General features: G+C 75.4%; 14 protein-coding genes. 8 read left to right on the top strand and 6 right to left on the bottom strand.

Annotation, left to right across the window (positions count from 1 at the left end; translation table 11 throughout):
• Nucleotides 1-14 precede the first annotated feature (14 nt).
• The 3 genes from A2CP1_RS03180 to A2CP1_RS03170 are packed head-to-tail and all read right to left on the bottom strand — an operon-like array spanning nt 15 to nt 2,172.
• Nucleotides 15-1,274 carry a methyl-accepting chemotaxis protein gene (locus A2CP1_RS03180; RefSeq protein WP_012524716.1) on the bottom strand — a complete coding sequence of 420 codons (1,260 nt, stop codon included), beginning with the start codon at nt 1,272-1,274 and terminating at the stop codon, nt 15-17.
• 14 nt (nt 1,275-1,288) lie between these two features.
• Nucleotides 1,289-1,687, bottom strand: a complete 399-nt coding sequence (locus A2CP1_RS03175) for a chemotaxis protein CheW (protein WP_012632035.1) — start codon at nt 1,685-1,687, stop codon at nt 1,289-1,291.
• Nucleotides 1,684-2,172, bottom strand: a complete 489-nt coding sequence (locus tag A2CP1_RS03170; RefSeq protein WP_012632034.1) for a chemotaxis protein CheW — start codon at nt 2,170-2,172, stop codon at nt 1,684-1,686. Before A2CP1_RS03170 ends, A2CP1_RS03175 begins: the two co-directional genes overlap by 4 nt.
• Before the next feature lie 75 nt (nt 2,173-2,247).
• Between A2CP1_RS03170 and A2CP1_RS03165 the strand changes: the two genes are divergently transcribed.
• A complete protein-coding gene (locus tag A2CP1_RS03165; RefSeq protein ID WP_012632033.1) occupies nt 2,248-2,940 on the top strand; it encodes a response regulator in 693 nt (230 codons plus the stop codon).
• Between the two features lie 7 nt (nt 2,941-2,947).
• On the opposite strand, the gene A2CP1_RS03160 is transcribed toward A2CP1_RS03165, so the two are convergent.
• Both A2CP1_RS03160 and A2CP1_RS03155 read right to left on the bottom strand, forming a co-directional pair.
• Nucleotides 2,948-3,925, bottom strand: coding sequence for a lamin tail domain-containing protein (locus A2CP1_RS03160; protein WP_012632032.1), 978 nt, complete (start codon nt 3,923-3,925; stop codon nt 2,948-2,950).
• Nucleotides 3,922-4,581: a hypothetical protein gene (locus A2CP1_RS03155; protein ID WP_012632031.1), complete on the bottom strand. Its 660-nt coding sequence runs from the start codon at nt 4,579-4,581 to the stop codon at nt 3,922-3,924. The genes A2CP1_RS03160 and A2CP1_RS03155 overlap by 4 nt, the downstream gene beginning before the upstream one ends.
• A 414-nt stretch (nt 4,582-4,995) precedes the next feature.
• On the opposite strand from A2CP1_RS03155, the gene A2CP1_RS03150 reads away from it, so the two are divergent.
• The 7 genes from A2CP1_RS03150 to A2CP1_RS03120 are packed head-to-tail and all read left to right on the top strand — an operon-like array spanning nt 4,996 to nt 10,961.
• Nucleotides 4,996-5,367: a response regulator gene (locus A2CP1_RS03150; protein WP_012632030.1), complete on the top strand. Its 372-nt coding sequence runs from the start codon at nt 4,996-4,998 to the stop codon at nt 5,365-5,367.
• Nucleotides 5,368-5,383: 16 nt separating this feature from the next.
• Complete coding sequence (locus A2CP1_RS03145; protein WP_012632029.1) at nt 5,384-6,199, top strand: GAF domain-containing protein; 816 nt, start codon at nt 5,384-5,386, stop codon at nt 6,197-6,199.
• Between the two features lie 2 nt (nt 6,200-6,201).
• Nucleotides 6,202-6,717, top strand: coding sequence for a chemotaxis protein CheD (locus A2CP1_RS03140; protein ID WP_012632028.1), 516 nt, complete (start codon nt 6,202-6,204; stop codon nt 6,715-6,717).
• 9 nt (nt 6,718-6,726) lie between these two features.
• On the top strand, nt 6,727-8,388 hold the full coding sequence (locus tag A2CP1_RS03135; RefSeq protein ID WP_012632027.1) for a chemotaxis protein CheA: 1,662 nt from the start codon (nt 6,727-6,729) through the stop codon (nt 8,386-8,388).
• 26 nt (nt 8,389-8,414) lie between these two features.
• Nucleotides 8,415-8,999, top strand: coding sequence for a chemotaxis protein CheW (locus A2CP1_RS03130; protein ID WP_012632026.1), 585 nt, complete (start codon nt 8,415-8,417; stop codon nt 8,997-8,999).
• Nucleotides 8,996-9,901: a CheR family methyltransferase gene (locus tag A2CP1_RS03125; protein ID WP_012632025.1), complete on the top strand. Its 906-nt coding sequence runs from the start codon at nt 8,996-8,998 to the stop codon at nt 9,899-9,901. Before A2CP1_RS03130 ends, A2CP1_RS03125 begins: the two co-directional genes overlap by 4 nt.
• Before the next feature lie 10 nt (nt 9,902-9,911).
• On the top strand, nt 9,912-10,961 hold the full coding sequence (locus A2CP1_RS03120) for a protein-glutamate methylesterase/protein-glutamine glutaminase (RefSeq protein WP_012632024.1): 1,050 nt from the start codon (nt 9,912-9,914) through the stop codon (nt 10,959-10,961).
• A gap of 5 nt (nt 10,962-10,966) precedes the next feature.
• Here the strand turns inward: A2CP1_RS03120 and iscX are convergent, their stop codons facing one another.
• The gene (iscX, locus tag A2CP1_RS03115) at nt 10,967-11,161 is read right to left on the bottom strand and encodes a Fe-S cluster assembly protein IscX (RefSeq protein WP_011419658.1); all 195 of its coding nucleotides are present in this window, start codon (nt 11,159-11,161) and stop codon (nt 10,967-10,969) included.
• Nucleotides 11,162-11,194 lie beyond the last annotated feature (33 nt).

The following is an 11,194-nucleotide window of genomic DNA, read 5'->3' as shown; positions in this document are numbered from 1 at the left end:
GGGGCGCCCCGCGGCTACTCGACCTTGAAGCGCTTCACCAGCTCCGCGAGCCGCTCGGCCAGCTTGGTCAGCTCGGAGGCGGCGCCGGTGGCCTGCTTCGACCCGGTCTGCGCCTGCCGCGTGACCTCCTCGATCTCCGACATGGACTGCACCACCTGCTCGGTGGCGGTCCGCTGCTGCTGGGTGGCGAGGTGGATGACGCGGGCCGCGTCGCTGGTCTCCTGGATCCCGGAGAGGATGCCGGAGACGCTCGTCATGGCGTTGCCGCCGAGCTGCTCGCCCTCGGCCGCCATCCGCTTGTTGCCGTCCGACGCCTCCTTGGCGGCGTGCGTGGCCTCGCGGATCTCGGTGATGAGGTTCTTGATCTCCTTGGTGGACTCCATCACGTTCTCGGCGAGCCGCCGCATCTCCGCCGCCACGATGGAGAACCCGCGCCCGGCCTCGCCCGCCTTGGCGCCCTCCAGCGCCGCGTTCAGCGCGAGCAGATCGGAGCGGTCGGCGATCTCGTCGATCACCTCCACCACCGTGCCGATGCGCTCCACGCGCTTCGACAGCTTGGCGATGGCGTCGTCCACCTCGACCGCGTTGTGCCGCACCTTCTCCATCGAGGACATGAACGACTTGATGGCGCCCTCGCCCTGCTTCGCCCCGGTGAGCGTCTGCTCGGCGATGGCGGCCACCATCTGCGCGTTCTCGGCGATCTGGTGCGAGGCGCCCTTCAGCTCCTCCATCGTGGCGGTGGTCTCGTGGATGGCCGAGGCCTGCGCGCTGGTGGAGGACTCGTTCTGCGTGGCGGCGGCGAGCACCTCGGCCGAGGAGGTCGAGAGCTGCAGCGCCGCCTCGCGGATCTCGGTGACGAAGCGCTTCAGCGTCTCCATCACCTGCCCGATGCCGGCGATGAGCGGCGCGAGCGCCGCGTCGCTCACGCCCAGCCGCAGCGTGCCCGAGAGGTCGCCCTGGATGACCAGCCGGATCATCGCCTCGATGGCCTCGTCGACGCCGGCGGTGACGACCTGCACGCGCTGGCGCGACGCGTCCAGCTGCCCCGCCGCGTGGTCGGCGGCCGCGTTGGCGGCCTCGGCGATGCCGCGCAGCATCGGATCCGCGAACGCGGAGACGTCGAGCCGGGCCACCCCGTGCTCGCCGGCGGCGAAGGAGCGCAGGAACGCCTCGACCTGCAACGCGTCGCCGGGGGCGACGCCGGTCTTGCGGGCGGGCCTCGCGGCGCGGGCGGGCTTCTTCTTCGGCTTGTCGAGTTCGGAGGGGTCGCGCATCGGTGTGGGCCTCTTCAGGCGGTGAGCTCGGGCGCGGCGGGGGAGCGCTCGCGGACCAGGGTGGGGAGATCGACGAGGAGCAGGGGCGCGTCGTCCAGCATGACGAGGCCGGTGACGGCGCCGGAGACGAGGCAGGCGGCGGCGAACGCGGGGAGCGGCTGGACGTCGGCCTCCGGCACGCTGCGGACCCCGACCACCTGGTCCACCACCAGCGTGCGCTCGGACGCGCCCTCGTGGCTCGCCACCACGATGCCGCGCTCGCGCGCGAACGGCGCGCCCAGCGCGCTCTCCAGCACCAGGTCGTCCTCGGAGACGTCGCGCACCGCGCCGATCCGCACGGCGTCGTGCACCACGGCCGCGAACACGCGCGCGCCCACCTGGAACAGGAGGATCTCGCTGCTGGGCTCGGTCACGCCGCCGGGCCCCCCGCCGGAACGGCGCGCGCGCGGGCCGTCTCCACCAGGCGCGGCAGGTCGAGCACCGCCACCGTCCCGGCGCGATCGCGCCCGACGCCGGAGAGGAACTCGGCCATGCCGGAGGACTCGGCCGGCGGCGGCTCGATGGCGCGCCGCGGGATCGCGACGAGCCCCTCCACGCCCTCGGTCACCACCGCCACCTTCCACGGGCCGCAGTGCACGATGGCGGCGCGGGTGCTGGCGCGGATGGCGACGGCGCCGTGGCCCACCAGCAGGCCGATGTCGAGCACCGGCAGCACCTCGCCACGGTGCGTGAACACGCCGGGGAGGAAGGCGGGCGCGGCGGGGAGCCGGGTGAGCGGTCCCAGGCGCACGACCTCGGTCACGAGCGGCGCCTCGAACGCGTAGCGCGCGCCCAGCAGGCGGAGGCAGAAGTACCAGGCGTCGGCGCCCGTCGCGTCGGTGGGCTTCGGGTCGGCCATTCGGCGCGGGATTATCCGCGAGGGTGGGACGGCCGGGCAAGATCGGTGCTAATTTCTCCCGTCCCGAGGGAACGCGTGAAGGTCCTCATCTGCTGCGAGAGCGAGATCATCCTACAGGTGACCGGGATGGCGCTGGAGGCCGCCGGCCACCAGGTGGCGCTGGAGCGCGAACCGCACGCGCTGCTGCCCCACGTGCAGGGCGCGGCGGCGCTGCTGGTGGACGCGGGGCGCGCCCGGCAGGCGCCCGCGCTGCTGCGCGATCGCGGCTTCGCCGGCCGGTCGCTGCTGGTGGGTGAGGGTGCGCAGGAGGAGCTGACCCGCGCCGCCGCGGAGCTGACGCTGGACGGCGCGGTGGCCTCGCCGGCCACCGACGACTTCGCGCAGCGCTTCACCGCCGCGGTGGGCGCCCGGCGGCGCGTCCTCATCGTCGACGACTCCGAGATCGTCGCGCGCCTGCTGCAGGAGGAGCTCGAGGCGAAGGGCTTCGAGATCCACTACGCGCCCGACGCGGAGAAGGCGACCTCGATCATCCTGAAGCGCCAGACCCGCCCCGACCTCATCCTCCTCGACGTCAACATGCCGAAGGTGGACGGCGGGCAGTTCTGCCGGTTCGTGAAGAAGAACGAGCGCTTCCGGTCGATCAAGGTGCTGTTCTGCTCGGGCGAGGACAAGGAGAAGGTCCAGCGCCTGGTGGCGGAGTGCGGCGCGGACGGCTTCCTCTCGAAGGGCGAGCTGCTCGGAAAGTGGATCGCCGAGAACGCCGGCTGACGCGCTGTCAGAGCGCGCCCGGCGAGCCGGCGGCGCAGGCCAGGTTGGCCGCGACATCGGGGCCCGCGGGATCGCGCTTCACCGCCGCGGCCTCGGCACAGACCGGCGCGACGCCGGCCGCCCCGAAGCTCGCCACCATCGCCCCGCTCCCGTCGAGCAGCAGCAGCTCCGGCGGGCGATCGTTCGCGATCCCGCCGAGCAGCGCGGTGGCGCCGCAGGCGAGCACGCGCGTCCCCGCCGGCAGCGCGTACCGTCCGTCATAGGCGCCGCCCGCCAGCACCACCACCTCGCCCGGCGCGACCACCGCGTCCGGCGGGAGCGCGCACGAGGAGAGCCCGCCGGTGGAGGTGCGCTTGGCCAGCCGGTGGCCGTACAGGTCGAGCGGACCCTCGCCCAGGTTGGCGAGCTCGGCGTACTCGCCGCCCGCCTCCGGCGTGGCCGCGTCGGCGCGGACCTCGGTCAGCGCCGGGGCCGGCGGAGGCCCGGCGGCGGCGCCGGTCTCGAACGTCGCGATCGACGGCCGGCGGCGACCGTCGGCGTCGAGCACCGGCCGGCCATCCGCCGCGCGGGCCCGCGACGAGAGCACGAGCGCGTACCCGGCGTGCGCGCGGAGCGGTGCGTCCGGCCGGAGCACCGCGCGCGTGCCGTCCGCATCCAGCGCCGCGCGCGCCGGCACCGCCTGCGCCAGGCCCGCCCCGCCCTCCTCCGACTCGACCGCGTCGAGCGCTGCCTTCATCGCGTCGGCCGGCACGAGCACGAGGCGCGCCCCATCCGCCAGGCCGGCGGGGTCCACCGGCGCGCTGAACGTCACCGCCGCCTCGGCCAGCTCCGGCGCCACGCCGGGCCCGGCCGGCTCGAGCGCGATCACCCGCACGTGCGGCGCCGCCTCGGGCAGCCCGCAGCCCGCCGCGAGCGCCGCCGCCCAGATGACCGCGGGGAGCGCTGCGCGCCGCCCGCTCACCGGGCCGGCCCGGCGGCCGCTCACCGCGCCACCCCGGCGCCGCCGGTCACCGCGTCCAGCTCGGCGCCGAGCCGCGCGATCTCCAGCTCCAGCTCGGCGCGCGCCAGCGACTCCGCCGGCGGCGCGAGCACGAGCCGGACCCGGAGCCGCTGCCGCTCGAAGTGGAGCCGGGTGGCCCGCGCCACCGCCTCGTCCCGGCGCCGCGCGCGCGCCGCGTCCTGCGCCGCCGCCTGGAGCTCGCCCGGCGCGGCCACCAGCCGCCCCAGGTCCCAGGTGGCGCGGAGGAGGAACGTGTTGCCGGGCGCGACGCGCAGGTAGTCCACCTCCCCCGAGCCCTGCAGCCCCACCACGCGGTTCGACTGCTCCTCGTGGCGGTACTCGGCGGTGATGCGTGGCAGGAGCGCCGCGAGCCGCGCGCGCGCCGGGAAGGAGCCGGAGAGGGAGCCGGCGCGCTCGGCACGGCGTGCGGCCGCGGCCTGCAGCGCGGCGACCTCGGCGTCCGCCGCGTCGCCCGCGCCGGCGGGATCGGCGCCGCGGGCGACGGCGGCCGGGGGCGCGGCGTAGACGATGGCATACGGCGCGCCGGCGGGCGGCGGCGCGGCGCGGGGCTGGGCGCGCGCGGGCGCCGCGGCGCAGAGCGCGAGCGCGGCCGCGAGGAGGGCGAGGTGGGGCGAGGCCATGCGGCCCGACGAGAGCACGGGGCGGACCAGCGCGCCGGACCGTCGTTCCGCGGCCTTGCGCGGTGGGCATGGGACGCACCTCGGCCGCGCGGTACGCCGCCCGGGCGGTCACGCGTCCCGGGGACAGGTGCGTCCTCACCCACGCGCGCGCGACCCGAGGGGCCACGGCGACCCGGCCCCGCACGCGCTCGCGGTGGAACGACTGCGGGTACGCGTCCGCGCCGGCCGGCGCAGCCGCCGCACCGGAGGGCGGAGGCGCGGCGCGGCTCGGTCGCATCCAGCCGCCGTTCCAGGGAAATCCGATCGGCCGCCGGGTGTGTGCGCGCTCCCCCGCGGCGACCACACCGTCCCGTGGCGCGGGGACGCCGCGTGGTGCCAGGCTTGCACGGAGTGCGAGGCCGACCTGGAGGCGAGATGGAGCGGAAGAAGATCCTGCTCGTGGACGACTCGAGCACCGTGCTGCTCATGGAACGCATGATCCTCGCGAAGAGCGCGTACGACGTGGTCACGGCGCGCGACGGGCAGGAGGGGGTCGAGAAGGCGCGGGCCGAGCGGCCGGACCTCATCCTGATGGACGTGGTCATGCCGCGCATGGACGGCTTCGAGGCGTGCCGCAAGCTCCGCGAGCACGAGGAGACGGCCGCCATCCCGGTGATCATGGTGACCACCCGCGGCGAGCTCGCCAGCGTGGAGACCGGCTACGCGAGCGGCTGCACCGACTACGTCACCAAGCCCATCAACGGCCTCGAGCTGCTCGCCAAGGTGCGCAGCTGCCTCGGCCAGTAGCCGGAGCGCGACGCGCATGAGCGACATCCGTGGCAAGCCGGGCGGCACCGGCCGCGACCTGCAGCAGGTGAACGAGAAGCTGCGCGAGCTCATCAGCTCGCTCCGGACCGAGAAGGAGCGGCTCTCCGAGTCGCGCCACTCCGCCTCGACGCCCGCGCCCGTGCCGGCCGCCGCCGAGCCGTCGCCGCCCGCGGCGGTGGACCTCGAGAAGAAGCGGCTCGCGGCCGAGCTGGCGCTGGCGCGCGAGGCGGTCGAGCACGCCACCGCCGAGCGCGCCCGCCTGCGCGACCGGCTTGCGGAGATCGAGGCCGAGCACCAGCGCGTCTCCGACGACTACGTGGCGGTGGAGGAGCGCCACTCCGAGCTGGCGCAGCTGTTCGTGGCGCTGGAGCGGATCCACGGCGCGCCCACCCGCGCCGAGGTGCTCACCGCGCTGCAGGAGATCGTCATCAACGTGGTGGGGACCGAGGAGCTGGCGCTGCTCGAGGTGCGCGACGGCAAGCTGGTGCTGGCGCACGCGTTCGGCGTGGCGCCCGGCCCGCTCCGCGAGATCGCGCTCGGCCAGGGCGCCATCGGGCGCACCGCCCGGACCGGCCGGCTCTACGTGGCGGGCCGCGACGGCTCGCCCGACGAGGCGGACCGGGACCTCACCGCCTGCATCCCGCTCCGCGTCGGCGACCGCGTCACCGCGGTGCTCGCGATCTTCCGGCTGCTCGGCCACAAGCCGGGCCTGGGCGAGTCCGACCAGGCGGTGTTCGACCTGCTCTCGGCGCACGCGGGCCTGGCGCTCCACCTCCGCGCGCAGGCCGAGCGCGCCGGCGCGGCGAGCTGACCGTGACCCGCACCACCGGCGCAGCGCCGGATCGAGCAGCGCCGGCGGCCGGGGAGACCCCGGGCGGCGGCGGCCGCGCCCAGGTGTACCTGCACGCGGGCCAGATCGCCGTGGCGACCGAGCCGACCGCGATCGTCACCGTGCTCGGCTCGTGCGTGGCGGTGTGCCTGCACGATCCGGTCGCGCGGGTGGGCGGGATGAACCACTTCCTGCTGCCGCTGCACGTCGAGCGCGAGCAGTCGGCGCGCTTCGGCACGGTCGCGGTCCCGCAGCTCGTCGAGGCGGTGGAGCGAGCCGGGGCGCGGCGGGCGAGCCTGGTCGCGAAGGTCTTCGGCGGCGCCAGCGTCATCGGCGCGTTCCGCGGCGCACGCAACCTCGGCGACGAGAACGTACAGCTGGCCCTGCGCCTCCTCGAGGAGGCCCACATCCCGGTGCTCGACCGCGACGTGGGCGGCGCGCGGGGGCGCAAGCTCATCTTCCACGTGGACGACGGCGCCGCCTGGGTGCGGCAGCTCTAGGGAGCGGTGATGGACGAGCTCGAGATCGATCGCGAGGCGCTGCTCGCCACGTTCCTGGCGGAGGCGGACGAGACGTTCGCGCACATGGAGCAGCAGCTCCTCGCGCTCGAGCGCACGCCGGAGGACGACGAGCTCCTGAACGCGCTGTTCCGCGACGTGCACACGCTGAAGGGCGCCGCGTCGCTGGTGTCGTTCGACGGCGCGCGCGACGTGGCGCACGACCTCGAGGACGTGCTGGAGCGGCTCCGCCAGAAGACGCTCGCGGTCACCGACGCGCTGGTGACGCTGCTGCTCCAGTCGGTGGACGTGCTCCGCCGGGCCGTGGCCGAGGCCGAGGCCGGGGCCGGTGGGGGCGGCGCCTCGGACGCGGTCCTGGCGTTCCGCGCCAGGCTGGCCGAGGCGGCCCGGGCGGCGGTGGCCGAGCGCGCCGCGCCCTCGGGCGCCGCCGAGGCGCCGGACGCGCACGAGCCGCACGCGCCGCACGCAGCCGCCGCGCGCACGCTCCGCGTCGACGTGGGCAAGCTCGACCGCATGCTCAACCTGTCGGGCGAGATCGCCATCGCGCGCGGGCGCCTGGGCGAGATGCTGGAGCGGCGTGGCGGGGTGTCGGCGGAGGACGCGCTCGACGCGCACCGCGAGGCGGACCGGCTCTACCTCGACCTGCAGGAGCTGATCATGAAGGCCCGCATGGTGCCCATCGGGCCGACGTTCCACCAGCACGTGCGCACGCTGCGCGACCTCGCCTCGAACCTGGGCAAGCAGGCCCGGCTGGTGATGGAGGGCGAGGACGTCGAGGTGGACACCGCGGTCATCGAGCACATCCGCGACCCGCTGCTGCACATGGTCCGCAACGCGCTCGACCACGGCATCGAGCGGCCCGACGAGCGGCGCGCCGCGGGCAAGCCGCCGGTGGGCACGCTCACGCTGCGCGCGTTCCACGACGCGGGCAGCATGGTGGTGCAGGTGCTGGACGACGGGCGCGGCCTGGACGTGCGGCGCATCGCGCAGCAGGCGGTGGCGCGCGGGCTCGCCTCCGATCCCGCCCGCATCGGCCCCGAGGACGCGGCCGGCCTGATCTTCGAGCCGGGCCTGTCCACCGCGGACGCGGTCACCGAGCTGTCCGGCCGCGGCGTGGGCATGGACGTGGTCCGGCGCAACATCGAGGCGCTGCGCGGCTCGGTGTCGGTGGAGAGCGAGCCGGGGCACGGCACCGCCATCACCCTGCGCGTCCCGCTCACCCTCGCCATCATCCAGGGCTTCAAGGTGGGCGTGGGCGGCGAGACGTACATCCTCCCGCTCGACGCGGTCTCCGAGTGCCTGGAGCTCCCGCCGGAGGAGACGCGGGCCGGCGCGCCCTGGGGCGTCATCAACGTGCGCGGGAAGCCGCTCCCGTACCTGCGGCTCCGCGACCACTTCAAGGTGGCCGGCGCCGCGCCGCAGCGCGAGAACGTGGTGGTGGTGCAGCACGGCGCCCAGGTGGCGGGCGTGGCCGTGGACGTGCTGCACGGCGAGAGCTCGACGGTGATCAAGCCGCTGGGCGGGCTGGTGGGCGCCGTGGCCGGCGTCTCGGGATCGTCGATCCTGGGCAACGGCCGGGTGGCCCTGATCCTGGACGTGGCGGGCATCCTGCGCGAGACGCTCCGCCGGGCGGCGGCGCAGGCGGCCGCCTGAGGCATCGCGAACCCGAGGGAGGAACCATGGCCGAGAGCACCGAGAGCGCGCAGCGCGCACAGTACCTGTCCTTCTCGCTGGGGGGCGCCGAGTACGGCGTCGGCATCCTCAAGGTGAAGGAGATCCTGCAGTACGAGGCGATCACGCGCGTGCCTTCCACGCCGCGCTCCGTCCGCGGGGTCATCAACCTGCGAGGCGCGGTGGTCCCGGTGATCGACCTGGGCGTGAAGTTCGGCCTGGCCGAGACCGAGGTGACCCGCCTCACCTGCATCCTGATCGTCGAGGCGCTGCTCGAGGGCCAGCCCACGGTCGTGGGCGTCATGGCCGACGCGGTCCGCGAGGTGATCGAGCTCGGGTTCGACGACGTCGAGCCGCCCCCGTCCTTCGGCACCCAGGTCCGCGTGGACTTCCTGCTCGGCATGGGCAAGGTCGGCAAGCGCTTCGTGCTGCTGCTCGACCTCGACCGGGTGATCTCCGCCGACGAGAAGGAGTTCGCCGAGGCGGTGCGCGACGGGCTGCCCGAGGCCGAGGCGCCCGCCGCCGAGGGCGCCGCCGGCGACGCCGCCGCCGCCGCGCCCGAGCCCGCCGCGGAGGCGCCGCCCGCCCCGTGAGCCGCGCCGCCGAGGAGGGCGCGCCCCGCCGCGCCGCGCTGGTCGAACCGCGCCCGCTCGCCACGGTGAGCGACCGCGACTTCCTGCGCTTCCAGGCGCTCATCAACCGCGAGGCGGGCATCTGGCTCGCGCCGGTGAAGAAGGCGCTGCTGGTGGGCCGGCTGGCGCGCCGCCTGCGCGAGCTCGGGCTGCACGGCTACGGCGAGTACTACGACCGCGTGGTGGAGGACGGCGCCGAGCGCGTGCGGATGCTCGACGCCATCTGCACCAACGAGACGCACTTCTTCCGCGAGCCGCGCCACTTCGACCTGCTGGCCGAGCGGATCGTCCCGGCCTGGGTGGCCGAGGCGGACGCGGGCCGGCGGCCGCGGCGGGCCCGCGTGTGGAGCGCCGCGTGCTCCACCGGCGAGGAGCCGTACTCGCTCGCCATGTCGCTGCTGGCCGGGCTGCCGGGCTGGGAGGTGGAGATCGTCGCCACCGACCTCTCCACGAAGGTGCTGGCGCGCGCCGAGGACGCGCTCTGGCCGGTGGAGAAGGCGAAGGAGATCCCGGCGGCGTACCTGAAGGCTTACATGCTGCGGGGCTTCGGCAGCCAGGAGGGCCTCATGAAGGCAGGGCCGGAGATCCGCCGCCTGGTCCGCTTCGCGCGCCTGAACCTCAGCCAGGAGCCGTACCCGGCCATCGGGCACTTCGACCTCGTGTTCTGCCGGAACGTCCTCATCTACTTCGACCGCGACACCAAGGCCAAGGTGGTGAACCGGCTCCTCGACCGGCTGGTGCCGGGCGGCCACCTGTTCCTCGGCCACGCCGAGAGCCTGGGCGGCCTCTCCACCCGGGCGCGCGCGGTCGTGCCCACCGTGTACCAGCTCGCCGCCGACGCGCCGCCGGCGCGTTCCGCCTGAGGTCCTGCCCGTGGCGCCGCGCATCCTGGTGGTGGACGACTCGGCGGTGGTCCGGATGGCGCTGTCCCAGATCCTGGGACGGGCCGGGCTCGAGGTCGAGACCGCCATCGACCCGCTGGTGGCGATGGAGAAGATGCGCCGGGCCCGCCCGGACGCGATCGTCCTCGACATCGAGATGCCGCGCATGGACGGGCTCACGTTCCTCGACCGCGTCATGGCCCAGGATCCCGTGCCGGTGGTGGTGTGCTCGGGCCTGGCCGGGCCGGGGAGCGAGGTGGCGCTGCACGCGCTGGAGCACGGCGCGGTGGACGTCATCGAGAAGCCGCGCCTCGGGGTGAAGGGGTTCCTGGAGGAGTCGGCGCGGCGGATCGTGGAGGTGGTCCGCGCCGCCACGCAGGCGCGCCTGCGGGCCCGGGTCCGCGCGCTCCGCCCGCTGCCCCGGGCACCGGCCGGCGCCCAGCCCCGTCCCGCCCCCCGGCTCGCGGCGCGGCCCGGGCGCGCCGAGCTGGTGGTGGTGGGCGCCTCGACCGGCGGCACCGAGGCGCTGCGCGTGCTGCTCGAGGCGATGCCGGCCGACGCGCCCGCCATCGCGGTGGTGCAGCACATGCCGGAGGTGTTCACCGAGCAGTTCGCGAGGCGCCTCGACAAGCTCTGCCGGATCGAGGTGAAGGAGGCCGCCGACGGCGATCGGCTGCTGCCCGGGCGCGCGCTGGTGGCGCCCGGCAACCGTCACCTCTCGGTGAAGCGCGCGGGCGGGCTGGTGGCGGTGGTGTCCGACGGCCCGCCGGTCTCGCTGCACCGGCCCAGCGTGGACGTGCTGTTCCACTCGGCCGCACGGGTCGCGGGACCGGGCACGCTCGCCATCCTGCTCACCGGCATGGGCGACGACGGCGCGGACGGGATGGTGGAGCTGCGACGGGCCGGCGCGCACACGGTCGCGCAGGACGAGTCCACCTCGGTGGTGTTCGGGATGCCGAAGGAGGCCATCGCCCGCGGCGGGGCCGTCGAGGTGCTCCCGCTCCCGCGCATCGCGCCCGCCCTGCTGGCCTGGGCGCGATAGGGCCGCTACTCGACCTCGTCGAGCCAGGCCATCTGGATGGCCTCGAGGACCTTCTCGCTCGACTTCTCCGGGTCGTCGGCGAAGCCGGGCAGCTCGCGGACCCAGCGGTGCAGGTCGGTGAAGCGCACCGAGAGCGGCGCCACGCCGGGGTGGCGGTCCGCCAGCTCGATCGCGATGTCCCGCACGTCCGTCCACTTCATGTTCGCCTCCAGCGCCGGCCGCGGCGGCCGCGG

The sequence above is a fragment of the Anaeromyxobacter dehalogenans 2CP-1 genome (genome assembly GCF_000022145.1).
Lineage (GTDB): Bacteria > Myxococcota > Myxococcia > Myxococcales > Anaeromyxobacteraceae > Anaeromyxobacter > Anaeromyxobacter dehalogenans.
Note: the sequence above shows the minus strand (reverse complement) of the source record. Positions and strands in the feature narration are given on the sequence as shown.